Here is a 24282-nt window from a genome sequence, read left to right on the forward strand (position 1 = left end):
GCACGCGCACGTTGTCCTTGATGAACACCGGTCCCTCGCCGACCTCCCGGTCGCACGACCGCCGGACCGGTCCTCCCCTCGACGTAAGGAACCAATGACCTCCTCCTCTTCTTCCCCTTCACAGGACGCCAAGCGCCTCGCGCACGCCCACCCCGAAGGTCTTCGGGCCGATGCCCTGATGGAAGAGGACGTCGCCTGGAAGCACGACATCGACGGCGAGCGTGACGGCGACCAGTTCGACCGCTCCGAGCGCGCGGCCCTGCGCCGCGTGGCGGGGCTGTCCACCGAGCTGGAGGACGTCACCGAGGTCGAGTACCGCCAGCTCCGCCTGGAGCGGGTCGTACTCGTCGGAGTGTGGACCACCGGCACCGCCAAGGACGCGGACAACTCCCTCGCGGAGCTGGCCGCCCTCGCGGAGACGGCGGGCGCCATGGTGCTCGACGGCGTGATCCAACGCCGCGACAAGCCCGACGCGGCCACCTACATCGGCTCCGGCAAGGCCCTGGAGCTGCGCGACGTGGTGCTGGAGACCGGCGCGGACACCGTGATCTGCGACGGTGAGCTCAGCCCCGGCCAGCTGATCCAGCTCGAGGACGTCGTCAAGGTCAAGGTCATCGACCGTACGGCCCTGATCCTCGACATCTTCGCCCAGCACGCCAAGTCCCGGGAGGGCAAGGCGCAGGTCGCGCTCGCGCAGATGCAGTACATGCTGCCGAGGCTGCGCGGCTGGGGTCAGTCGCTGTCCCGGCAGATGGGTGGCGGCCGCGGTGGCCTGGCCACGCGTGGTCCCGGTGAGACCAAGATCGAGACGGACCGGCGCCGTATCCGCGAGAAGATGGCGAAGATGCGCCGGGAGATCGCGGAGATGAAGACCGGCCGCGAGATCAAGCGCCAGGAGCGCCGCCGCAACAAGGTGCCCTCCGTCGCCATCGCCGGTTACACCAACGCGGGCAAGTCCTCCCTGCTCAACCGCCTCACGGGCGCGGGGGTCCTGGTGGAGAACGCCCTGTTCGCCACCCTCGACCCCACCGTCCGCCGCGCGGAGACCCCGAGCGGCTGGCTGTACACGCTGGCCGACACCGTGGGCTTCGTCCGGCACCTGCCGCACCACCTGGTCGAGGCGTTCCGCTCCACCATGGAGGAGGTCGGCGACTCCGACCTCATCCTGCACGTGGTGGACGGATCGCACCCCGTCCCGGAGGAGCAGCTCGCCGCCGTGCGCGAGGTGATCCGGGAGGTCGGTGCGACCGACGTGCCCGAGATCGTCGTGATCAACAAGGCGGACGCGGCCGACCCGCTGGTCCTCCAGCGGCTGCTGCGGGTCGAGAAGCGGTCCATCGCCGTCTCGGCACGCACCGGCCAGGGCCTGGAGGAGCTGCTCGCCCTGATCGACGAGGAGCTGCCCCGCCCCTCGGTCGAGATCGAGGCGCTCGTGCCGTACACGCAGGGCAAGCTGGTCGCCCGCGCCCACACCGAGGGCGAGGTGCTCTCCGAGGAGCACACCGCCGAGGGCACCCTGATCAAGGTCCGGGTGCACGCGGAGCTGGCGGCCGACCTGGCCCCGTACACCCCGGCCGCGACCGCCTGACCGGCGGTTCCACCGGAGCGCGAAAAGGCCCCGCCGTCCCCTCGTGGGGCGGCGGGCCTTCGTCATGGGTGCGGCTACTTGTCCGCGAACTTCGCGCTCACCGAGTCGTACACGCCCTTGGCCACCTCACCGAGCCGGGGGCCTGCCAGCCAGCCCGAGGAGGCGGGGCCGATCGAGGTGTTGGAGACCAGCGTGGGCTTGCCGTCCGCGCCCTGCTCCACCCAGCCACCGCCGGAGGAACCGCCGGTCATGGTGCAGCCGATGCGGTACATCGTCGGGTCCGCCTTGGCGATCGACAGCCGTCCCGGCTTGTCCTCGCACTGGTAGAGCAGCTGGCCGTTGTACGGCTTCGCCGCCGGGTAGCCGCTCGCGGTGACCGTGCTCACCTCGGTCGCGGCGGGAGCGGCGAAGTCCACCGGCAGCGCGCCGCCGACCGTCTCCTCCAGCGACTTGCCCCCGTTGCCCTGCTCCGGCGTCACATGGATCACCGCGAAGTCGTACGAGGCACCGTTGCCGCCCGTCTCGCCGCCCCCGTCGATCCACTGCTGCGAGGTCTTGGCGGCGTCCGCCCACCAGACACCGTAGGGCGCGACCTTCTCACGGGAGGCGCCCTCCATCTCCGAGGAGGACAGGCTCTCGTTGTTGTACGACGGCGCGAAGGCGATGTTGCGGTACCAGCCGCCGTTCTTGCCCGCGTGCACGCAGTGACCGGCCGTCCAGATCAGGTTGGACTTGCCCGGATGCGCCGGGTCCTCGACCACCGTGGCCGAGCAGACCATGGTGCCCTTGGGGGAGTCGAAGAACACCTTGCCCGAGGTGGCCGCGTTGGAGTGGTACGGCGGGCGGACCGCCTTGGCCTGCACCGGCTGCGGCTCGGGGTCGGTCACGCCCTGGTCGCCGGAGAGGTCGTCGTCGCCGACGCTCTTGGCCGGATCGTCGGCGCCCCGCATCCGGTCCTTGTCCCACAGACCGCTGATGATCGGGTTGATGAAGTCGTTGGCCTCGCGCAGCCAGTCGTCCCGGTCCCAGTTCTTCCAGGCGCCGTTCTTCCACTTGTCCATGTCGATGCCGTGCTGGCGGAGCTTGTCCTGGAGGTCCTGCGGGACCCGGACCTTCCCGTCCGAGCCCCGCGCGGTGGCGGACGAGCCGCCGCCCGCCTCGTCGTCACCGTCTCCGCCGCACGCGGTGGCGGTCAGCGCCAGCGCGGAGGCGAGGGCGACGGCCGCCAGCACGCGGGAGGTTCCGCGGGGCGCACCTCTTCCTCGGCGAGCGGTGGACGACGGCCGTATGGATCGCATGGTGGTGACTCTCCCTGTCGTGACGGAACTTGGCGCTGCGGCCCGGCACCGGCGCCCAACTCGTCGTGAATCGGGCCCGGTTCCCCGGCCCACCGGGAACGGGACCACACACTATGCGCTCGCCGTACGGGACATCCGACGGGACCGCAACGGTTACGTCACGGCAAGGATCTTGACGCAACCCGTAACCAGGCGCCGCGTCGGCGGTTGGTAGCCGTGGGGGACCGCTGCCTGCGCCCGTCCCTGTCGAGCAACTCGCCTCTGGACAGCGGGAGGACAGCGAGCCGTGGCCGTGACCGAGTCGGAGGCCGACAGCACCCACCGGGGAACTCCGGCCGTGCACGAGGGGATTCTCAGGCGCCAGTCGGCGCGCGAGTCCGCCGCGCGTACCTACGCCCGAGCCCTGCCCATCGTGCCCGTGCGGGCGCGTGGCCTCACCATCGAGGGCGCGGACGGCCGCCGTTACCTCGATTGCCTCTCCGGCGCCGGAACCCTGGCCCTCGGCCACAACCACCCCGTCGTGCTGGAGGCCATCCGCAAGGTCCTCGACTCCGGCGCACCCCTGTCCGTGCTGGACCTGGCGACCCCGGTCAAGGACGCCTTCACCACCGAGCTGTTCCGCACCCTGCCCGCCGGGTTCGCCGACCGGGCCCGGGTGCAGTTCTGCGGCCCGGCCGGGACCGACGCGGTGGAGGCCGCCCTCAAGCTGGTCCGGGCCGCGACCGGCCGCGACGGCATCCTCGCCTTCACCGGCGCCTACCACGGCATGACCGCGGGCGCCCTGGCCGCCTCCGGCGGCGCCCCCGACCTCCGGGTCGGCCGCCTGCCCTACCCGCAGGACTACCGCTGCCCCTTCGGTGTCGGCGGCCCGCGCGGCGCCGAACTCGGCGCCCGCTGGACCGAGTCCGTCCTCGACGACCCCAAGTCGGGCGTGGCCCGCCCGGCCGGGATGATCCTCGAGCCCGTCCAGGGCGAGGGCGGTGTGATCCCGGCACCGGACGACTGGCTGCGCCGGATGCGCCGGGTCACCGCCGACCGGTCCATCCCGCTGATCGCGGACGAGGTCCAGACCGGCGTCGGCCGCACCGGTGCCTTCTGGGCCGTCGACCACAGCGGGATCACCCCCGACGTGATGGTCCTGTCCAAGGCCATCGGCGGCAGCCTCCCGCTGGCCGTCGTCGTCTACCGCGAGGAACTCGACGTCTGGCCGCCCGGTGCCCACGCGGGCACCTTCCGGGGCAACCAGCTCGCCATGGCCGCGGGCACCGCCACCCTCATCCATGTCCGCGAGAACGGCCTCGCCGAACGAGCCGCCACCCTCGGCGCCCGCATGCTGGACCAACTCCGCCAGCTCCAGCACGCGTTCGCCTGCGTGGGAGACGTGCGCGGGCGCGGGCTGATGATCGGGGTCGAGCTGGTGAACCCGGCGGCCGGGCCCGTACCGGAAGCGCGCGGCCCCGAGTCGGACGGCTGGGACTCCGCGGCGGCGCCCCACCCCGCCGACCCCGAACTCGCCATCGCCGTCCAGCGCGAGTGCCTCGACCGGGGGCTGATCGTGGAACTCGGCGGCCGCCACAACAGCGTCGTACGGCTCCTGCCGCCGCTGACGATCAGCGACGAGCAGGCGTCGGCCGTACTGGACCGCCTCGCCGACGCGGTGACCGCCGCGAGCCGCGACCGCCAACGCACGGGCTAGCCCACGCCAGCTCACCCCACCGCCGACGCGCACCACCCCCGCGCGTCGGCGGAGAGCGGTGAGCCCACCTCCAGGCAGTGCCGCACCCTCGGTCGACTCCGGAACCGCGTCACCGCCCCACCCCCTTCCCACGTGCGGAACCCTCCGCGACCCGCCCCGCACCCCCTCCAAGGAATTGTCATGAACGCCACCCCCGCACCCGACGGCCGTTCCGAGACCCCCGACGAACCGGCGGACCCCGGCAGCACCCCCGTACCGCTCGCCGACGCGGTGCCGCACCAGAAGCGCCGCACGCCGGGCGCCGTACGGGCGGCCGAGCCCGACGCCGATCCACTGGAGGCCCCCGATCCGCACCTCGCGGCCCAGGCTGCGGCGGTGGAGAACCTGCTGCGCTGCTGGGTACGCGAGACCGGTCTCGGCGCCCCCGAAAGCGGCGTCCTGCACATCCCGCTGCCCGCCAGCGGCACCGCCCTCATCACTCCCGTACGCCACTGGTCCCCGACCGGCTGGCACCGCTTCGGCCCACCCCGGCTCTCCGGCGCCCCGGAACACGCCCCCACCGTGGACGCCGTCACCCTCGCCGCCCTGCTCACCCGCGAGACCCCCGGCACCGCCGCACCCTGGGGCGGTGCTCCGGACGGTGCCGACCTCGTCGCCCGCGTCGCCGACTCACAACGGCACACCGCCACCTTCCTGCGCGACCGCCGCACCCACCCCGAGGACGGACCGGACCTCTTCCTCGACGCCGAGCAGTCTCTGCTCCTCGGCCACCCCCTGCACCCCACCCCGAAGAGCCGCGAGGGACTCACCGAGACCGAGGCCCGGCAGTACGCGCCGGAGACGCGCGGCTCCTTCCCCCTGCACTGGATGGCCGTCGCCCCCGCCCTGCTCGCCTCCGACTCGGCCTGGACCGAACGCGGCCGTCCCCTCCCCGCCGAGCAGCTCATCCGGCAACTCGCCGGAACCGCCCTCCCCCTGCCCGACGGCTACGGCGCCCTTCCCCTGCACCCCTGGCAGGCCCGCGACGCACGGCACCGCGCACCCGTCGCCGCCCTGCTGGACGCCGGTCTCCTGCGCGACCTCGGCCCCCTCGGCTCGCCCTGGTACACCACCTCCTCCGTGCGCACCGTCCAACGCTCGGGCTCCCCGGCGATGCTCAAGCTCTCCCTCGGCCTGCGCATCACCAACTCCCGCCGGGAGAACCTGCGCAAGGAACTCCACCGGGGCGTCGAGGTGCACCGCCTGCTGCGCACCGGGCTGGCGAAGGAGTGGCAGGCCGCCCACCCCGGCTTCGACATCGTCCGCGACCCGGCCTGGCTCGCCGTCGACGACCCGGACGGGCTGCCCGTGCCCGGTCTCGACGTGATGATCAGGCACGCCCCGTTCGCCCCCACCGACGACATCGGCTGCGTCGCCGGACTGGTCTCACCGCGGCCGGTTCCGCACCAGGACCCGACGGCGGACCCCGGGCCCCTCCGCTCCCGGCTGGCCCTGCTCGTCGCGCGCCTCGCCGCCCGCACCGGCCGACCCGTGGGCGCGGTAGCCGCCGAGTGGTTCCTGCGCTACCTCGAACAGGTCGTCCGGCCCGTGCTCTGGCTCGACGGCGAGGCCGGAATCGCGCTGGAGGCGCACCAGCAGAACACCTTGCTCCGCCTCGACCAGGACGGCTGGCCGGCCGGCGGCCGCTACCGCGACAACCAGGGCTACTACTTCCGCGAGTCCCGGCGCGCCGAACTCGATGCCCGGCTGCCCGGAATCGGGGAGCGTAGCGACACCTTCGTCTCCGACGAGGTCACCGACGAACGCTTCGCCTACTACCTCGCCATCAACAACGTGTTCGGCCTCATCGGCGCCTTCGGCTCCCAGCGCCTCGCCGACGAGCAACTCCTCCTCGCCGCGTTCCGCCGCTTCCTCACCGCCGCCGCCTCCGGTCCCGCCGCATCGCGCAGCTCCCTGCCGGGCAACCTGCTCGACTCACCCGTACTGCGCTGCAAGGCCAACCTGCTGACCCGGCTGCACGGCCTGGACGAACTCGTCGGCCCCGTCGACACCCAGTCGGTCTACGTGACCATCGCCAACCCCCTTCATTCCTGACCCTGTTCCCGCCCCGAACGAGAGGAGCGCGCGTGTCCCTCACCGACACCGACGCCGGAGCCCTTCCTGCCCCGGTCGCGCCCGACTGCCCGAGCCTGCCGCCCTGGGACAGCGAAGAGACACTGAACCTGCGCTGGCCCGGCGAACCCGGCGCACTCCGCGCGGAGTTGCCCGGCCAGGGCTCACCGCGCGGGGCCGACCTGCTGGACGGAGTCCACACCTGGGGGCCGATCCCCACTCCTGCGGGCACCTTCGAGCTGGTCCCGGTGCGCCTCGGCCGCGATCTCCCTCTCGTCCACGGCTGGATGAACGACCCCGAGATCGCCGCGTTCTGGGAGCTGGCAGGACCCCGGGATCGGACGGAGCGGCACCTTCGCGCCCAACTCGACGGCGACGGACGCAGCGTGCCCTGCCTGGGCCTGCTCGACGGCACCGCGCTGAGCTACTGGGAGATCTACCGGGCGGACCTCGACCCGCTGGCCCACCACTACCCGGCGCTCCCGCACGACACGGGCGTCCACCTGCTCATCGGGGGCGCCGCGCACCGGGGACGCGGACTCGGTTCGGCCCTGCTCACGGCCGTGGCCGCCTTGGTCATGGAGCGCCGCCGCGCCTGCACCCGCGTCGTCGCGGAACCCGACCTGCGGAACACCCCCTCGGTGACCGCCTTCCTCAGGGCCGGGTTCCGGTGCTCGGGGGAGGTCGACCTGCCCGGCAAGCGGGCCGCCCTCATGATCCGGGACCGGGATCGGGACCAGGATCGGCACCGGGCCCAGGTCCGGTGACCGCATCCCGCTCCGCCCGCCCCGGCGGCCGGGCACGATTGTCAGTGCGGGGCCGTAGGGTGGTCGGGCTATGACGAAGCCCTCACTCCCCGAACTCCTCCACGCCGCTGTCTCCGCCGTCGGCGGCATGGAGCGGCCTGGCCAGGTGACCATGGCCGAAGCGGTCGCCGAGGCGATCGACGACAGCTCCCATCTGCTGGTCCAGGCCGGTACCGGCACCGGAAAGTCGCTCGGTTATCTCGTGCCCGCGCTCGCGCACGGGGAGCGGGTCGTCGTCGCCACCGCCACGCTGGCACTCCAGCGCCAGCTCGTGGAGCGCGATCTGCCGCGCACGGTCGACGCCCTGCACCCGCTGCTGCGGCGCCGCCCGGAGTTCGCCATGCTCAAGGGCCGGTCGAACTATCTGTGCCTGCACCGGCTGCACGAGGGCATGCCGCAGGACGAGGAGGACGGACTTTTCGACCAGTTCGAGGCGGCCGCGCCCACCAGCAAGCTGGGCCAGGACCTGCTCCGGTTGCGCGACTGGTCGGACGAGACGGAGAACGGCGACCGGGACGACCTCACCCCGGGCGTCTCCGACCGCGCCTGGGCCCAGGTGTCGGTCTCCTCCCGGGAGTGCCTCGGCGCCTCGAAGTGTGCCTACGGAGCCGAGTGCTTCGCCGAGATGGCCCGGGAACGCGCCAAGCTCGCGGAGGTCGTGGTGACCAACCACGCGCTGCTGGCGATCGACGCCATCGAGGGCGCCCCGGTGCTGCCCCAGCACGAGGTGCTGATCGTGGACGAGGCGCATGAACTCGTCTCGCGGGTCACCGGCGCCGCCACCGGCGAACTCACCCCCGGCCAGGTCAACCGGGCGGTCCGCCGCTCCGCGAAGCTCGTCAACGAGAAGGCCGCCGACCAGCTCCTGACCGCCGCCGAGGGCTTCGAGCGGCTGATGGAGCTGGCCCTGCCCGGCCGCCTGGAGGAGATCCCGGAGGACCTCGGCTACGCCCTGGCTGCCCTGCGCGACGCGTCCCGCACGGTGATCACCGCGCTCGGCTCGACCCGTGACAAGTCCGTGCAGGACGAGGACGCGGTCCGCAAGCAGGCGCTGGCCTCGGTGGAGACGGTGCACTCCGTGGCGGAGCGGGTGCTGAACGGCTCGGAGTGGGACGTCGTCTGGTACGAGCGCCACGACCGCTTCGGCGCCTCCCTGCGGGTCGCCCCGATGTCGGTGTCCGGGCTGCTCAGGGAGAAGCTCTTCACCGAACGCAGTGTCGTCCTCACCTCGGCGACCCTGAAGCTCGGCGGCGACTTCAACGGTGTCGGCGCCTCCCTGGGGCTCGCTCCGGAGGGGACCGAGGGCGACGACCTGCCGCAGTGGAAGGGCGTGGACGTCGGCTCGCCCTTCGACTACCGCAAGCAGGGCATCCTCTACATCGCCAAGCATCTCGCCCGCCCCGCGCGGGACGGCGACCGCGGCGACATGCTGGACGAGCTGACCGAGCTGATCCAGGCCGCCGGTGGCCGCACGCTCGGCCTGTTCTCGTCCATGCGGGCCGCCCAGCTCGCGGCGGAGGAGCTGCGGGTACGCATCCCCGAGTTCCCCATCCTGCTCCAGGGCGAGGAGACGCTGGGTGAGCTGATCAAGAACTTCGCGGCCGACCCCCGCACCTGCCTCTTCGGCACGCTGTCGCTGTGGCAGGGCGTGGATGTGCCGGGTGCCAGCTGTCAGCTGGTGGTCATGGACAAGATCCCGTTCCCGCGCCCCGACGACCCGCTGATGAGCGCCCGCCAGAAGGCGGTGGAGGACGCGGGAGGCAACGGCTTCATGGCGGTCGCGGCCACCCATGCGGCGCTGCTCATGGCACAGGGCGCCGGTCGGCTCGTCCGGGCCACCGGGGACCGCGGTGTGGTCGCCGTACTGGATCAGCGGCTGGCGGTCGCTCGCTACGGGTCCTATCTGAAGGCGTCCCTGCCCGACTTCTGGTCCACGACGGACCGGAATCAGGTGCGCAAGTCGCTCGCGGCGATCGACGCGATGGCCAAGGCGGCCGAGGGGGCCCAGGGGGCCGAGGGGGAGTGAGCCGGAGGCGCGGGCGGCTGGAGGTGACCAACCGCTGACGGCAATGGCAGGGCCCCGGAACCGGCGCAGGGGTTCCGGGGCCCGGTGTGGGGGGACGAGCCGGGTGGCTCGTCCGGTGCGGGCGTCACACGCGGCGCAGGACCGCGACGACCTTGCCGAGGATGGTGGCGTCGTCGCCGGGGATCGGCTCGTACGCCGCGTTGTGCGGGAGGAGCCAGACATGGCCGTCCTCGCGCTTGAAGCGCTTGACCGTGGCCTCGCCGTCGAGCATGGCGGCCACGATGTCGCCGTTCTCCGCGACGGGCTGGCGGCGGACCGTGACCCAGTCGCCGTCACAGATCGCGGCTTCGATCATGGAGTCGCCGACGACCTTGAGGACGAACAGCTCACCGTCGCCGACGAGCTGCCGGGGGAGGGGGAAGACGTCCTCGACGGACTCCTCGGCGAGGATCGGGCCACCGGCCGCGATGCGGCCGACCAGCGGGACGTACGACGCGGCGGGCTTGCCGGCGGTGTCCGTGGGCTGGACGCTGACCGCCTGGTCGGAGCCGCGTACCTCGTACGCGCGGGGGCGGTGCGGGTCGCGGCGCAGGAAGCCCTTGCGCTCGAGCGCCATCAGCTGGTGCGCGACGGACGAGGTGCTGGAGAGGCCGACGGCCTGGCCGATCTCCCGCATGGACGGCGGGTAGCCACGACGCTGCACGGAGTCCCGGATCACCTCGATCACCCGGCGCTGGCGGTCGGTGAGCCCCGAACTGTCCGCGCGAATGCCTGGAGGTCGGCCCGGCAGGGAGCGCTTGTGTCCTTCGGGCGCGGCTTCGTTCATCGCGTGCACCGGCTCCACCCGGCCCTGGGAGCGGTCCTGGGCGGTGATGGCGGCACTGTCTGCGGTCGTGGTCACGTCGGCCCCTCTCGATGGTCTCCCTGCTGCACAACGGTAGTAGCTTTCGAAAGGTTGCGCCAAACACACGTTCGAGTGAAAAAGTCCGATTCACCTGACGCGATCAAGTGTCCGGGTGTATAGCCTCCGCAGCGCCCGGCGGGCAAAAGGGCCCATTGTTGTACTCTTCACCGCCGGGGCGGACGGCCTCGCGGTCGCCGTCAGTGTGCCATTCGAACGGTGACCGACCGGTGGCCGGGTCCGCTCGCGGCATGACCCCCGCCGGGATCACTCGCGGGCTCCGCGTGGCGCTCACCGTATCTCCGTGGGTCTGCCGGGCCGTGCGTGAGGTGCTCGCGTGTCGCTCCGGCGCCCTCCCGGGCCGCTCCCGGCGCCTCTGTCCACAGCGACACGCGCGTTTGTCGCGAAATCTGAGTCATCCCTACATGTAGTGGTGAAGCGGCTACAGGGCCCCACAAGTTGTGGTTGATCTTGGCCCCTGGGTCTTCGGGGCCTCCGCGATCGCCTATGCTGGGGGCTGCTTCGTGAGGCCCCTGAGGCCCGGCGAGGCCATCGAGTCTGCTGTGAGGAGGGTTGGAGAGCATGCACTGCCCCTTCTGCAGGCACCCCGACAGCCGTGTGGTCGACAGTCGTACGACCGACGACGGCACGTCGATCCGCCGACGCCGCCAGTGCCCGGACTGCTCCCGTCGTTTCACGACCGTGGAGACGTGTTCGCTCATGGTGGTGAAGCGGTCCGGGGTCACCGAGCCGTTCAGCCGCACCAAGGTCATCAACGGGGTGCGCAAGGCGTGCCAGGGGCGCCCCGTGACCGAGGACGCGCTCGCCCAGCTCGGCCAGCGGGTCGAGGAGGCGGTGCGGGCCACCGGGAGCGCCGAGCTGACCACCCACGACGTGGGGCTGGCCATACTCGGCCCGTTGCAGGAGCTCGACCTCGTCGCCTATCTGCGGTTCGCCTCGGTCTACCGGGCGTTCAACTCGCTGGAGGACTTCGAGGCGGCCATCGCCGAACTGCGTGAAGCGACGCCGGACCCCGCCGCCGACGACGAGGACGTCGAGTGCGGCGAGGGCGCTGTCGCGGGGAGCCAGGAAGACCGGAGCGGGCCGGGACGGACCACGCAGGTCCCCGTGCCCGCCCGCGCCGCCGACTGACCGGCCGGCCGGAACCGGGGCCGAGTCCCCGGGCCGACCGTCGGGCGGCGAATCAAAGACCTGTCGCGGGTCTCGGCTGAGGGTGCCCGCGACACCAGACAGAACACCGTGCCCTGGGAACATCGGGGCATTTCGGGGCGTTTTCGCCCGTACATGGGAGGCGGCATGACAGAGACGGCGAGCGGTCCGGCACGAGGTTCCCGCGCCAAGGGAACCAAGGCCGGCAAGGGGCTGAGCGTCGAGCGCGTCCACACCACCCCCGGTGTGCACCCGTACGACGAGGTGGCGTGGGAGCCCCGAGACGTCGTCATGACCAACTGGCGCGACGGCTCGATCAACTTCGAGCAGCGTGGCGTCGAGTTCCCCGACTTCTGGTCGGTGAACGCGGTCAACATCGTCACCAGCAAGTACTTCCGGGGTGCCGTCGGCACTCCGCAGCGCGAGACCGGGCTCAAGCAGCTCATCGACCGCATCGTGAAGACGTACCGCAAGGCCGGCGAGGACCACGCGTACTTCGCCTCGCCCGCCGACGCCGAGATCTTCGAGCACGAGCTGGCCTACGCCCTGCTGCACCAGATCTTCAGCTTCAACAGCCCGGTCTGGTTCAACGTCGGCACGCCGCAGCCCCAGCAGGTCTCCGCCTGCTTCATCCTGTCCGTCGACGACTCCATGGAGTCGATTCTCGACTGGTACAAGGAAGAGGGCATGATCTTCAAGGGCGGTTCGGGCGCCGGTCTGAACCTGTCCCGCATCCGCTCCTCCAAGGAGCTGCTCTCCTCCGGCGGCAACGCCTCCGGTCCCGTCTCCTTCATGCGGGGCGCCGACGCCTCCGCCGGAACCATCAAGTCCGGTGGCGCCACCCGCCGCGCGGCCAAGATGGTCGTCCTCGACGTCGACCACCCCGACATCGAGGACTTCATCCAGACGAAGGTCAGCGAGGAGGAGAAGATCCGCGTCCTGCGCGACGCGGGCTTCGACATGGACCTGGGCGGCGACGACATCGCCTCCGTCCAGTACCAGAACGCCAACAACTCGGTCCGCGTGAACGACGAGTTCATGACCGCGGTCGAGAAGGGCACCGACTTCGGCCTGCGCGCCCGGATGACCGGTGAGGTCATCGAGGAGGTCGACGCCAAGGCGCTCTTCCGCAAGATCGCCGAGGCGGCCTGGGCCTGTGCCGACCCGGGCATCCAGTACGACGACATGATCAACCACTGGCACACCTGCCCCGAGTCCGGCCGGATCACCGCGTCGAACCCGTGCAGCGAGTACATGCACCTGGACAACACGTCCTGCAACCTCGCCTCGCTGAACCTCATGAAGTTCCTGAAGGACGACGGCAAGGGCAACCAGTCCTTCGAGACCGAGCGCTTCCAGAAGGTTGTCGAGCTGGTCATCACCGCGATGGACATCTCGATCTGCTTCGCGGACTTCCCGACCCAGAAGATCGGCGAGAACACCCGCGCCTTCCGCCAGCTCGGCATCGGCTACGCCAACCTCGGCGCCCTGCTGATGGCCACCGGCCACGCGTACGACTCCGACGGCGGCCGCGCCCTCGCCGGTGCCATCACCTCCCTGATGACCGGCACGGCCTACCGCCGCTCCGCCGAACTGGCCGCGGTCGTCGGCCCGTACGACGGTTACGCCCGCAACGCCGACGCGCACAAGCGCGTCATGAAGCAGCACGCCGACGCCAACGCCGTGGCCGTCCACATGGACGACCTCGACAACCCGGTGTGGGCCGCCGCCACCGAGGCGTGGCAGGACGTGGTCCGCCTGGGCGAGAAGAACGGTTTCCGTAACTCGCAGGCGTCCGTGCTCGCCCCGACCGGCACCATCGGTCTGGCGATGTCCTGCGACACCACCGGTGTCGAGCCGGACCTCGCGCTGGTGAAGTTCAAGAAGCTCGTCGGCGGCGGCTCGATGCAGATCGTCAACGGCACCGTGCCGCAGGCCCTGCGCCGCCTGGGCTACCAGGAGGAGCAGATCGAGGCGGTCGTCGCCCACATCGCCGAGAACGGCAATGTGATCGACGCCCCCGGTCTCAAGCCCGCGCACTACGAGGTGTTCGACTGCGCCATGGGCGAGCGGGCCATCTCCCCGATGGGCCACGTGCGCATGATGGCCGCGATCCAGCCCTGGATCTCCGGTGCCATCTCCAAGACGGTCAACATGCCGGAGACGGCGACCGTCGAGGAGGTCGAGGAGATCTACTACGAGGCGTGGAAGCTGGGCGTCAAGGCGCTCGCCATCTACCGCGACAACTGCAAGGTCGGCCAGCCGCTCTCCGCCAAGAAGAAGGAGGCGGAGAAGACCGAGGTCACCGAGAAGACCGAGGCCACGATCCGCGCGGCCGTCGAGAAGGTCGTCGAGTACCGCCCGGTCCGCAGGCGTCTGCCCAAGGGCCGTCCCGGCATCACCACGTCCTTCACGGTCGGCGGCGCCGAGGGCTACATGACCGCCAACTCCTACCCGGACGACGGTCTCGGCGAGGTCTTCCTGAAGATGTCCAAGCAGGGTTCGACTCTCGCGGGCATGATGGACGCCTTCTCCATCGCCGTGTCGGTGGGCCTGCAGTACGGCGTGCCGCTGGAGACCTACGTCTCGAAGTTCACCAACATGCGCTTCGAGCCGGCCGGTATGACCGACGACCCGGACGTGCGGATGGCGCAGTCGATCGTCGACTACATCTTCCGCCGCCTGGCGCTGGACTTCCTGCCCTTCGAGACCCGGTCCGCGCTCGGCATCCACTCCGCCGAGGAGCGCCAGCGTCACCTGGAGACCGGCTCGTACGAGCAGTCCCTCGACGAGGACGAGGTCGACGTCGAGGCTCTGGCCCAGTCCGCCCCGCGGCACACCGAGCTGACGTCCGTCGCCACGCCGAAGGCCGAGTCGGAGGCCGCCCGGCCGGCCCCCAAGCAGGCGCACACCAGCGCCGAGCTGGTCGAGATGCAGCTGGGCATCCAGGCCGACGCCCCGCTCTGCTTCTCCTGCGGCACCAAGATGCAGCGCGCCGGTTCCTGCTACATCTGCGAGGGCTGCGGCTCGACCAGCGGGTGCAGCTGAACACGAGCGGATCGGCATCCGATGCCTCACTGAGCATCCGGTGCCGAGGTCATTGACCCGCGTGTGAGAGAGAGGGAGTCGACCCCTGGTCGACTCCCTCTCTGCTGTTGTGCCGACCGACGTACGGCGCACGGTGGAATTTCATGATCGTCGGGGATGTTGCAGTGCGCGTCGGCAGCGGCTACGTGAAGGGCTCCCATGCGCGCCATACAGATCGATCGTTTCGGCCCACCCGGCGTCCTCGGCCTCGTCGAGGCTCCCCCGCCCGAGTCGCTTTCCGGGGATGTGCTGATCCGGACCGTCGCCACCAGCATCAATCCCGTCGACGACAAGACGCGGGAGGGGGCCATCGGGGAGGGGGCACCGCCGCTGCCGATGACACTCGGCTGGGATCTGGCCGGCATCGTGGTGGACGGGGGCAACAGCGGCCTGAAAGTCGGGGAGCGCGTCATCGCGATGTCGCACCAGCTCAGCAGCGGCCGGGGGACATGGGCCGACCTGGTCGCGCTTCCGGCCCGGGCGGTGGCCGTCGCGCCGCAGACGGTCAGCCTGGTCGAGGCGGCCACCTTGCCGCTTCCCGGGCTGACGGCATGGCAGACCCTGGAATGGCTCGCGGTTTCCGCGGGGGAGCGGCTGCTGATCGCGGGTGCCGCGGGGGCGGTCGGTGGGCTGGCACTGCAGATCGCCCGCGCCCGAGGGGTGAAGGTCGATGCTCTGGTCTCGCGAGACGCGCAGGTCGGGTTCGCCCGCGACCAGGGTGCCGACCTGGTCACCACCGATTCCCGTGCTCTTCAAGAGGGCGCCTACGACGCGGTCTTCGACACGTTCGGGGCGTTCGTGACCGAGGCGGTGGCCGACGGCGGCCGGTACGCGTCGATCGCCACCCAGGCCGGTCCGGTCCCCGATCTGTCCTCACGCGGGGTTCGCACCACCGTCAACCAGGTGCGCGAGGACGGCGCCGGACTGGGTGAGCTGGCCGAGCTCGTCGACAGCGGCTCCCTGCGACTGCGTGTGCACGCCACCTTCGGCCTCCACGAGATCCAGGCCGCTCACGAACGCTTCCTCCAGGGCGGCCTGGCAGGAAAGATCACCGTGGCCTTCTGAGGGCATGCCATCAGCGGCTGAGCCCGTGACGCGGGCTCGGTGGAGGGGCGTCGGCCGGTGGGTCGGCGCCCCTTTCGCGTGGTGTGGAGGGCTCAGGCGGGGCGTCTGGTGCCCATGACTCGGGTGAATGTCGCCGGGTCCTCGTCGAAGCCGTGGATGCCCGGGTGAAAGGTCCATTCGCCGGAGGCGTCGCGGGCGAACTCGGCGACCACGGCCGCCGTGGCGTCCGCGGCGGTGCTGAAGTCGGCCTCAAAGAGGGCCGTATAGCCCTCGCTGACGCGGACGGCGGGGTTCAGGACCGAGCCGAACGTGGTGCGGGCCCGGTTCTGCTGGATCACCACGCCGACGACGACGCGCGTGTAGCGGCCGTCCAGGCGCTGGAGTTCGAGGTTCATGACCTCGTCCCAGCCGAACCCCTTGCCGTCGGGACTGTCCCGGTCGAGGAAGATCGTGCCGTCCGGGGAACGGCTGTCGAAGTGCACCAGATAGGCCGGTTCCCCGTGAGTGTCGTCCGCCGTGAACGTCGCGGCGACGATGTCCAGGTCGGAGGGCGGCCGTCCCGCCGGACTGGGGTCCCACTTGAGCGCGACCTCGACCTCGCGGATTCCCTTGCTGAACCCGGTCACCAGGCTTCCCCTTCCCCCTGCAGCGCCGTCATTCCCAACTCCCTTGCCGTCAGGACTCCTTGCCCATCGTGTCACGCATACGGCACGGGTGCGCGGGTGATCTCCGCCAGAGCGTGACCGACGCCACGCCGACTGGCCGTACGATGGCGCGGTGCTGGTCAAGTGGATGCGCTGCACCGTGGTGGACCGCCGCGGGTTCGAGCGCGGGCAGCGGAAATGGGCGGGGCTTCTGGGGGAGCCGGGGTTTCGGGGACAGGGCGGAGGCTGGAGCAGGCACCGGCCGGGAGTGGCGCACATCTTCACCTTCTGGGAGAGCCGGGCGTTCTACGACTCCTTCATGGCCCGCTCGCACGACCGGCTGGCCGCGTCCCAGTCCGGCACGTTCAAGGACGCCCAGGTCAAGCTGTTCGAGTACCGCTTCGACGTGAAGACCGGCTTCGAGCCCCGCTTCACCGACGCGGACCTCGTCCGGGTCGCCCTGTGCCGGGTCCACGAGGAGCGCGTCGAGCACTTCACGCTGATGCAGGAGAAGGTCTGGAACCCGGCGATGGCGGGCTCGCCCGGCATGATCCGGGGCATGTTCGGCGAGGCGGCGGTCGAACACGACTTCCTGGTCCTGTCGATGTGGCGCTCGGCGGCCGAGCACGGAAAGTACCGCACCGAACGCGTGGAGCGGCTGGCCCTGCGCGCCCAGACCGAGGCCGACATAGCCTCCCTCACCGGCGACATCGTGGAACTGGAGCCCTCCTGGACGGTCTGAGCCGCGCGGACGATGTGACCTACGCCGTATGAAGGCCGTACGAGTGCCCGGTGCCGCTCCGCTCCCCGTAGGGTTTCCGACATGGCACGACCACGGCGCATCGTCCTTGTCCGGCACGGAGAGTCAGTGGGCAACGTCGATGACTCCGTGTACGAACGCGAGCCCGACCACGCCCTCGCGCTGACCGACCGCGGCCGGGAGCAGGCGGAGGAGACCGGCAAGCACCTGCGGGAGATCTTCGGCGACGAGCGGGTGAGCGTCTACGTCTCCCCGTACCGCCGCACCCACGAGACCCTGGACACCTTCCGTCTCGACCCCGACTTCATACGCGTGCGCGAGGAACCCCGGCTGCGTGAGCAGGACTGGGGCAACTGGCAGGAACGCGACGACGTACGGCTGCAGAAGGCGTACCGGGACGCGTACGGCCACTTCTTCTTCCGGTTCCCGCAGGGCGAGTCCGGCGCGGATGTGTACGACCGCGTCGGCGGCTTCCTGGAGAGCCTGTTCCGCAGTTTCGAGGAGCCCGACCACCCGCCGAACGTCCTGCTGGTGACCCACGGGCTGGCCATGCGGCTGTTCTGCATGCGGTGGTTCCACTGGACGGTGGCGGAGTTCGAGTCCCTGTCGAACCCGGGGAACGCCGAGGTGCGCATGCTCGTTCTCGGGGAGGACGGCAAGTACGCGTTGGACAAGCCCTTCGAGCGCTGGCGGGACCCGGTGCCGCACTGGATCGACGGATAGAGTGGCGCGAAGATGACCCCTGATTCCTCCTCCGGCTCCGCCGGGCGCCTGGAGCGTGCCCTGTCCAGCCTGCGCGGCCTCGCGGTGGGCGACGCGCTCGGCTCCCAGTTCTTCGTCCCGGTGAACCACCCGCTGCTCAAACGCCGCGAGCTGCCCGCCGGGCTGTGGCAGTGGACCGACGACACCGAGATGGCCTGCTCCGTCGTGTCGGTTCTCGCCGCCCACCAGATGGTCCACCAGGACGAACTGGCCCGCTCCTTCGCCGCTCACCACGACTTCGACCGGGGCTACGGCCCCGCCGTGAACCGGCTGCTCCGGCTCGTCCGCGAGGGCGCCGACTGGCGCGAACTGGCCGCCCAGCTCTTCGAGGGCCGGGGCTCCTGGGGCAACGGCGCCGCGATGCGCATCGCGCCCCTGGGCGCCTGGTACGCGGACGACCCCGAGCAGGCGACGCACCAGGCCGAGATCTCCGCCTACACCACCCACCAGCACCGTGAAGCGGTGGCCGGGGCCATGGCCGTGGCCGCAGCCGCCGCCCTGGCCGCCGCTCCGGGCGGCCCGCCGAGCCCCGAGGACCTCCTGGACGGCGTGATCGCCCTGGTCCCCAGGAGCGCCGTGGGCGCCGGGCTGCGCCGCGCGCGGGACATGCTCGACTACGGGGACGCGGCGACCGTCGCGGCGGTCCTCGGCTGCGGGCGCCGGACCAGCGCGCACGACACCGTCCCGTTCGCCCTGTGGTCGGCCGCGCGGTCCCTCGGCGACTTTGAGCGCGCCTTCTGGACGACCGCCCAGGTGGGCGGCGACGTGGACACGACCTGCGCGATCGTCGGCGGCGTCCTGGCGTCCGGCAGCGCGGGAGCACCGCCCGCGGCCTGGGCGGAACGGACCGAGCCGCTGCCCGCGTGGGTGCCGGTCCGCGTCTGACGCGCGGGTCGCCACTGTGATGTTTCCGGCGATGAGGGGCCGGGGTGTCGGGGCGGTGGCAGGGCGGCGTAGTCTGAGTGCGCCATGCCGTACGAACCACCCACTCATACCGTCGAGCGCTCCCTCCGCGCCACGACCGGGGCGAAGGTCATCGCCGGCGTCGACGAAGTGGGGCGGGGTGCCTGGGCCGGACCCGTCACCGTCTGCGCGGCGATCACCGGACTGCGCCGCCCGCCCGAGGGCTTGACCGACTCCAAACTGCTGACGGTCAAGCGGCGGGCGGAGCTGGACGGGATACTGCGGTCGTGGGTGACGGCCTTCGCCCTCGGTCACGCCTCCCCGGAGGAGATCGACGACCTGGGCATGACCGCCGCGTTGCGGCTGGCCGCCGTCCGCGCCCTGGAAGCCCTGCCGGTCCGGCCCGAGGCCGTCATCCTCGACGGCAAGCACGACTACCTCGGCGCGCCCTGGCGGGTGCGCACGGTGATCAAGGGCGACCAGTCCTGCGTGGCCGTCGCGGCGGCCTCGGTGATCGCCAAGGTCCACCGCGACAAAATGATGGCCGAACTCGGTGTCGGCCATGCAGACTTCGCCTTCGCGGACAACGCCGGGTATCCGTCACCCGTGCACCAGGCCGCGCTGGCGGAACGGGGCCCCACCCCGTACCACCGTCTGTCGTGGGCGTATCTTGATGCGCTGCCCCGGTGGCGGCACCTCAAGAAGGTCCGCGGCCTCGCGGACGGCGGCGTCCCGGTGATCGAGGGCCAGCTCGGCTTCGATTTCTGACGCTTCCGCCCACGCCGATGTGTCACCCGGCCATCGGCGTCGTACTAACGTTTGATAAAAATCATGCCTCTCCTTCCCGAGGAGCCTCAGATTCACGAGAGTGCCCAGGGTCCCGTCGCGACTCCGGCCAGCAGCCGCGTCGCACCGACCCCTCGTCCCGTACCCGGCCCCCGCCCGGCGGCTCCGGTCCGCCCCGGTCGCCCCGGCCCCCCGCGGCCCACGCCGCCGGCGCAGCGCGCGCCGCGTGACGTGGCTCCGGCCACGCCGAGCCCGTCCGGCCCGGCCGCTCCCGCCGCGCCTGCGGCCAGTCCCCAGATCCAGCTGATCCCGGCCTCGGCCGAGGGTGCGCTCGACGCCGCCGAGGAGGCGCTGGACCTGCTGCTGGACACCGGCCGCGCCCCCGGTGAGGTGCTGGTGCTCACCACCGGCGCCCGGCACCCGTGGGCCGAGCACGAGCTGTCCTTCGGCGAGGCGTCCTACTGGGCGCAGTACGACGCCGGTGACGACGTGTTCTACGCCGACGGCGCCGCTGCCGCCCGTGCCGCCGCCCGGCCCGTGGTCGTGGTGGCCGTCAACGGAGGCTCCGCCGACGCCGTGGCCGCCGTCCTTCCGCTGGCCCAGGCGCGGGCCGGAACCCTGTTGATCGTCTGCGGCGACCCGCAGCAGGTCAACTCGGTGCTGGGCGCCGGGGTCTGACCCCACACCGCGTGACTGACGGCGCCGCGCGCGCCGGACAGCCGCTCTGCCGAGACGAGGCAGCAGGCGGCTGCTCGGCCCGCACGGCGCCGCAGTGCCGTCCGGGGTCCGACGCGCACCCGAAGTGCGCCGAGACGCCGACGAGTTCCGGCTCAGCGGGCCGCGGCCCGGCGCATGACCTCGGAGACCGGGCCGCCGGTGCGCGGCATCAGGGGCGGCGCCTCCGACAGGGCGAAGGGCTCCGGCGTGGAGTGCGCGTTCGGATGGCGTCCGCCGCGTCCCTCGCCGAGCACCTGCCAGCCGTCGTGCGTCAGCGTGATGTAGGCGCCGCAGCGCAGCCCGTGCAGCGTGCAGGCGTCACGCAGCCCCCACATCCAGGCGCCGTCCTCCTCCGTCCAGCGCGCGTCGCCCTCGCGGCAGTACAGCAGCACGGCGGTGCGCACCGGGGTGCGGCGGCGCAGGTCGTGCGGGATGACCCGGCGCAACTGGTCGAGCAGCGCGTTGCGGAACATCCAGCCGTCCGCCGGGGCGGAACGCCGGGTGAACGAGGCGCTGGCGTGCAGCCGTTCGTCCGCGTCCAGGACGGCCACGATCGCGGTGGACGGCTTGGGGCGGTGGCGGACGTGCAGGCCGCTGACGACCTCGCGCGGGTTGCGCAGCAGGGGGATTCCGGCGGCGGCCCACTCGGCGGGTTCGAGCAGACGGCTGACGGAAGCGGCGGACGCGGACGTCGACAACGAGGCCGCCGAGGACGAGGCGAATCCGAAGGTCACGTTCCTCCCTTCGGCTACGCGCCCACACTGCGGGCGAGGTCGGAATTCGGGGGAGCGCGCACCGCAGTGAAGCCCAGCCGGAACACGGGCGAGCCGTGCGGGGAGCGGACTTCAATTCTTCCTGTCGAACATCGATGCGGCAACGAGCAATTGAGGCTGCCGACGCTTATCTGGTGGTCCGGGGCTTATATCCCTACCCACAGAGGCCGTGACGACGCCTGGGGCCGGGCGCCGTCAACAGGTTTACGCGGAAGTGGACTCAGAAGCCGGTGACTTGCTCATCGGCAGCAGGATCAGCGTCAGCACCAGCCCCGCCGTGGCGAAGCAGGCTCCGGCGAGGAACGCGTCGTGGAAGACCTCGGTGCGGGCGCTGATCACCCGTGCGGGCGCACCGTCCGCCCAGGCGGTCAGCTCCGCGACCCGGCGGAAGGCATAGGTGGCGGCCACGGCCAGGCCGAGCGCGCCGCCCACCTCCTGAGCGGTGTTGATCAGTCCGGCGGACAGCCCCGACTCGTCCTCGTCCGTCCCCGCGAACGCCGAGACCTGAACCGGCACGAAGGACAGGCCGAGACCGAGGCCGGAGACCAGGAAGGCCGGCAGCAGGCCGGTGGCGTAGGCGGCGTCGGACGGCGCCCGCCACAGCAGGAACATGCCCGCGGCGGTCAGCGCGAGCCCGGCCATCAGCACCGGCTTGGCGGCGACCTTGGTGACCAACTGCGAGGCCACACCCGCGCCGACCGCCACGATCACCGCGAGCGGCACGTACGCCAGGCCGGTCCGCAGCGGCGAGTAGCCGAGGACCTGCTGCAGGAAGAGGCTCGCGAAGAAGAACAGCGTCACGCAGGTGCCCAGCAGGAGGACCGCGACCACGTTGGCGGCACGCAGGGACCTGCGTCCGAAGACCTCGAGCGGGACGAGTGGCGCCCCGGCCCGGCGCTCGACCAGCACGAAGCCGATCAGCAGGAGGGCGGAGAGCGCGAATCCGCCGTAGACGCGGCCCAGGGGAACGCCCGAGTCGTCGACCGTCAGGCCCAGGCTGAAGATCAGCAGCACCAGTCCGGCGGTGAGGAGCACGGCGCCGGCCACGTCGAAGGACGCCCGCCGCTCCGGCGACCGGCTCTCGGCGACGACCAGGGGTGCCACCAGGGCTCCCAGGAGGCCGATCGGCACGTTGATGAAGAACACCCAGCGCCAGCCCGGCCCGTCGGTGAGCAGTCCGCCGAGCGTGACACCGGCGACGGCGGCGATGCCGCTGAGGGCGCCCCAGGCGCCGAGTGCCTTGTTCCGTGCGGCGCCCTCGGCGAAGTTGCCGGTCAGCAAGGAGAGCGCGGCGGTGGCGATGAAGGCGGCCCCGAGTCCCTGGGCGGCCCGTGCGCCGATCAGCATGGCCGCGTTCTGCGCCAGGCCCGCGCCCAGCGAGGCGAGGGCGAACAGCACCAGCCCCGTCCGCAGCATGCGGCGGCGGCCGAAGGTGTCGGCCAGTCGCCCGGTGAGCAGCAGGAAGCCGCCGAGCAGCATGCCGTAGGTGGTGACGACGTACGTCAACGTCGTCTGCGAGAAGCCCAGTTCGTCCTCGATGGTGGGCAGGGCGACATTCACGATGGACACGTCGAGGAAGGTCATGAACCCGGCCACGCATAAGAAGGCCAGGATCAGACCGGGGCGGTGGGGCGGAGCGGAGACCGCGTCGCGGCCGGGATCGCGCAGGGATTCTCGGGTGGGCATGGCACTCCCTCGGAGAGGCGTCCTCAGTGGACGGAGGCGGGGTTCCAGGGGCCCTCGTCGTCGCGGCGGGCGTGGTGCGCGATCGCCCGAAGGGCCGCTGCAGACCGGCCCGTTCGGCCGTTCTTCCGGGAAGCTAGCACCCTGAGTAAAGTAGGTACCTACAGGAAAGTGACTTACCCGGGAGGGCCCGCATGACCGCACCGGCCGTACAGAAGAAGCCTGTCGACCCGGAGCTGGCCTGTCCGGTCTCGCCGGTGCTCGACATCGTCTTCAGCCGCTGGACGACACCGATCCTGTGGTGCCTGAACGAGTTCGGGCGGCAGCGGTTCGTCGTGCTCCAGCGGAACATCGCCTCCATCACGCCCAAGGTGCTCACGCAGCGGCTGCGCCAGCTGGAGCGGGACGGCCTGGTGGTGCGCACGTACCACCCCGAGGTGCCGCCGCGCGTGGAGTACGAGATCAGCGAGCTGGGGCGCAGCCTCGCGCCGATCTTCGCCCAGCTCGCCGAGTGGTCGGCGGAGAACCTGCCGAAGGTCGACCGGGCGCGTCGGGAGTTCGACGCGGGCTGAGCGGGCGGCTCCCGCTGTCTGCCGGGGCGGCGTCTCGGACGCTGACCGCGGTGAGGTCTCAGGCGCTGATACGAGCGGAAGTGTCGCCCTCGTCGTCCTCGTCGTCCGCGCGCTCGTCCACTTCCACGGGCCGCTGGGCGAGGAGGCGTTCGGCGCGGTCGGGGGCGAGGTCCAGGGTGGGCATCAGCTGCGGGAGGGTGATGCTGGGCAGGAGGTGCCGCAGCAGGACCGTCACCCGCTCGCTGAGGTCCGCGCGCTCGCACAGGATCTGCGACATCCACTGGATGCCGGTGAAGGAACCGGCCAGCATGTCCGCGGTCTCCGCCGGATCGACGTGCGGCAGCAACTCCCCGCGCTCCCGGGCCTCCACGAGCAGCTGGGTGAGCCGGTTCGCCCAGGACTGGAACGGGGTGCCATGGAACGGGTTGCTCCGCTCCGGCCCGTCGCCCCACTGGTCCATCGCCAGCCCGACACTGGCCCGCGTCAACGGATCGTGCCGGAGCTGGTGCGCGAACAGCAGCCCCTGGTCGATGAGTTCCTGCACCTTGGTGCGCTGCGGGGGCAGCGGGCCCACTTCCAGCTGGGCCGCGATCACCCCGAGGGCCAGCTCCTCCTTGGAGGCGAAGTGGAAGTACAGACCACCCTTCGTGACCCCGGCGCGCGCGAGGATCTCCGTGATCGTGGCGGCGCTGTAGCCGCGTTCGTCGAAGACGGCGGCCGCGGCCAGCAGGATCGTCTTGCGGGTCTGGATCGCGCGTGCTTGGCGTGCCATGGGCTGTCGCCCCTGTTTCTATGTCAGAGCTTGATCAGGTTCGCACACGAAGAGAACCGGACTGTCAGTATTTTGTCGAGGGGGAACGAGTATTGATCGCACCGAACTCAAAGGGCAATCCATGTCTGAAGGCGCCAGTTTCATAGCCGATCGCACCGTCG

20 protein-coding genes are annotated in these 24282 nt (G+C 71.4%); 14 read left to right on the top strand and 6 right to left on the bottom strand.

Features of this window, described 5'->3' with window-relative positions; all coding sequences use genetic code 11:
* Positions 1-94 precede the first annotated feature (94 nt).
* Entirely contained in the window at positions 95-1588 is a 1494-nt protein-coding gene (gene hflX, locus ACIPPM_RS00240) for a GTPase HflX (RefSeq protein ID WP_401441675.1), read from the top strand.
* Positions 1589-1662: 74 nt separating this feature from the next.
* On the opposite strand, the gene ACIPPM_RS00245 is transcribed toward hflX, so the two are convergent.
* A complete protein-coding gene (locus tag ACIPPM_RS00245; RefSeq protein WP_401441676.1) occupies positions 1663-2886 on the bottom strand; it encodes a trypsin-like serine peptidase in 1224 nt (407 codons plus the stop codon).
* 286 nt (positions 2887-3172) lie between these two features.
* On the opposite strand from ACIPPM_RS00245, the gene ACIPPM_RS00250 reads away from it, so the two are divergent.
* The 4 genes from ACIPPM_RS00250 (at position 3173) to ACIPPM_RS00265 (ending at position 9526) form a co-directional block, all read left to right on the top strand.
* A complete protein-coding gene (locus ACIPPM_RS00250; RefSeq protein ID WP_401441677.1) occupies positions 3173-4582 on the top strand; it encodes a diaminobutyrate--2-oxoglutarate transaminase family protein in 1410 nt (469 codons plus the stop codon).
* 180 nt (positions 4583-4762) lie between these two features.
* Positions 4763-6676 (top strand): IucA/IucC family protein, encoded by a 1914-nt coding sequence (locus ACIPPM_RS00255; RefSeq protein WP_401441678.1) that lies wholly within the window; start codon positions 4763-4765, stop codon positions 6674-6676.
* A 32-nt stretch (positions 6677-6708) separates the two neighbouring features.
* A complete protein-coding gene (locus ACIPPM_RS00260; protein ID WP_401441679.1) occupies positions 6709-7461 on the top strand; it encodes a GNAT family N-acetyltransferase in 753 nt (250 codons plus the stop codon).
* A gap of 70 nt (positions 7462-7531) precedes the next feature.
* Positions 7532-9526 carry an ATP-dependent DNA helicase gene (locus tag ACIPPM_RS00265; RefSeq protein ID WP_401441680.1) on the top strand — a complete coding sequence of 665 codons (1995 nt, stop codon included), beginning with the start codon at positions 7532-7534 and terminating at the stop codon, positions 9524-9526.
* A gap of 124 nt (positions 9527-9650) precedes the next feature.
* On the opposite strand, the gene lexA is transcribed toward ACIPPM_RS00265, so the two are convergent.
* Positions 9651-10427: a transcriptional repressor LexA gene (lexA, locus tag ACIPPM_RS00270; RefSeq protein ID WP_030803240.1), complete on the bottom strand. Its 777-nt coding sequence runs from the start codon at positions 10425-10427 to the stop codon at positions 9651-9653.
* A 582-nt stretch (positions 10428-11009) separates the two neighbouring features.
* On the opposite strand from lexA, the gene nrdR reads away from it, so the two are divergent.
* From nrdR to ACIPPM_RS00285, 3 genes are all read left to right on the top strand, one after another.
* Positions 11010-11579 carry a transcriptional regulator NrdR gene (gene nrdR / locus ACIPPM_RS00275; RefSeq protein WP_401441681.1) on the top strand — a complete coding sequence of 190 codons (570 nt, stop codon included), beginning with the start codon at positions 11010-11012 and terminating at the stop codon, positions 11577-11579.
* Positions 11580-11744: 165 nt separating this feature from the next.
* Positions 11745-14645 carry a vitamin B12-dependent ribonucleotide reductase gene (locus tag ACIPPM_RS00280; protein WP_401441682.1) on the top strand — a complete coding sequence of 967 codons (2901 nt, stop codon included), beginning with the start codon at positions 11745-11747 and terminating at the stop codon, positions 14643-14645.
* A gap of 198 nt (positions 14646-14843) precedes the next feature.
* Entirely contained in the window at positions 14844-15749 is a 906-nt protein-coding gene (locus tag ACIPPM_RS00285) for an NADP-dependent oxidoreductase (RefSeq protein WP_401441683.1), read from the top strand.
* Between the two features lie 92 nt (positions 15750-15841).
* Here the strand turns inward: ACIPPM_RS00285 and ACIPPM_RS00290 are convergent, their stop codons facing one another.
* On the bottom strand, positions 15842-16375 hold the full coding sequence (locus ACIPPM_RS00290; protein ID WP_401441684.1) for a TerD family protein: 534 nt from the start codon (positions 16373-16375) through the stop codon (positions 15842-15844).
* 151 nt (positions 16376-16526) lie between these two features.
* Between ACIPPM_RS00290 and ACIPPM_RS00295 the strand changes: the two genes are divergently transcribed.
* The 5 genes from ACIPPM_RS00295 to ACIPPM_RS00315 all read left to right on the top strand — a co-directional run bounded on the left by ACIPPM_RS00295 (position 16527) and on the right by ACIPPM_RS00315 (position 20282).
* Positions 16527-17135 carry a YdbC family protein gene (locus ACIPPM_RS00295; RefSeq protein ID WP_401441685.1) on the top strand — a complete coding sequence of 203 codons (609 nt, stop codon included), beginning with the start codon at positions 16527-16529 and terminating at the stop codon, positions 17133-17135.
* Between the two features lie 81 nt (positions 17136-17216).
* Positions 17217-17876: a histidine phosphatase family protein gene (locus ACIPPM_RS00300; RefSeq protein WP_401441686.1), complete on the top strand. Its 660-nt coding sequence runs from the start codon at positions 17217-17219 to the stop codon at positions 17874-17876.
* Between the two features lie 12 nt (positions 17877-17888).
* Complete coding sequence (locus tag ACIPPM_RS00305; protein WP_401441687.1) at positions 17889-18800, top strand: ADP-ribosylglycohydrolase family protein; 912 nt, start codon at positions 17889-17891, stop codon at positions 18798-18800.
* Between the two features lie 84 nt (positions 18801-18884).
* Positions 18885-19586, top strand: a complete 702-nt coding sequence (locus ACIPPM_RS00310; RefSeq protein WP_393911931.1) for a ribonuclease HII — start codon at positions 18885-18887, stop codon at positions 19584-19586.
* A 63-nt stretch (positions 19587-19649) separates the two neighbouring features.
* A complete protein-coding gene (locus ACIPPM_RS00315) occupies positions 19650-20282 on the top strand; it encodes a hypothetical protein (protein WP_401441688.1) in 633 nt (210 codons plus the stop codon).
* Positions 20283-20434: 152 nt separating this feature from the next.
* On the opposite strand, the gene ACIPPM_RS00320 is transcribed toward ACIPPM_RS00315, so the two are convergent.
* Together ACIPPM_RS00320 and ACIPPM_RS00325 are read right to left on the bottom strand one after the other, a co-directional pair.
* A complete protein-coding gene (locus tag ACIPPM_RS00320) occupies positions 20435-21055 on the bottom strand; it encodes a hypothetical protein (RefSeq protein WP_393592508.1) in 621 nt (206 codons plus the stop codon).
* A 243-nt stretch (positions 21056-21298) separates the two neighbouring features.
* On the bottom strand, positions 21299-22780 hold the full coding sequence (locus ACIPPM_RS00325) for an MFS transporter (protein ID WP_401441689.1): 1482 nt from the start codon (positions 22778-22780) through the stop codon (positions 21299-21301).
* 191 nt (positions 22781-22971) lie between these two features.
* On the opposite strand from ACIPPM_RS00325, the gene ACIPPM_RS00330 reads away from it, so the two are divergent.
* Complete coding sequence (locus ACIPPM_RS00330; RefSeq protein ID WP_401441690.1) at positions 22972-23349, top strand: winged helix-turn-helix transcriptional regulator; 378 nt, start codon at positions 22972-22974, stop codon at positions 23347-23349.
* A gap of 58 nt (positions 23350-23407) precedes the next feature.
* On the opposite strand, the gene ACIPPM_RS00335 is transcribed toward ACIPPM_RS00330, so the two are convergent.
* Positions 23408-24121, bottom strand: a complete 714-nt coding sequence (locus tag ACIPPM_RS00335) for a ScbR family autoregulator-binding transcription factor (protein WP_401441691.1) — start codon at positions 24119-24121, stop codon at positions 23408-23410.
* Positions 24122-24282: the final 161 nt, after the last annotated feature.

Source organism: Streptomyces sp. NPDC090119 (assembly GCF_044747085.1).
Taxonomy (GTDB): Bacteria; Actinomycetota; Actinomycetes; order Streptomycetales; family Streptomycetaceae; genus Streptomyces.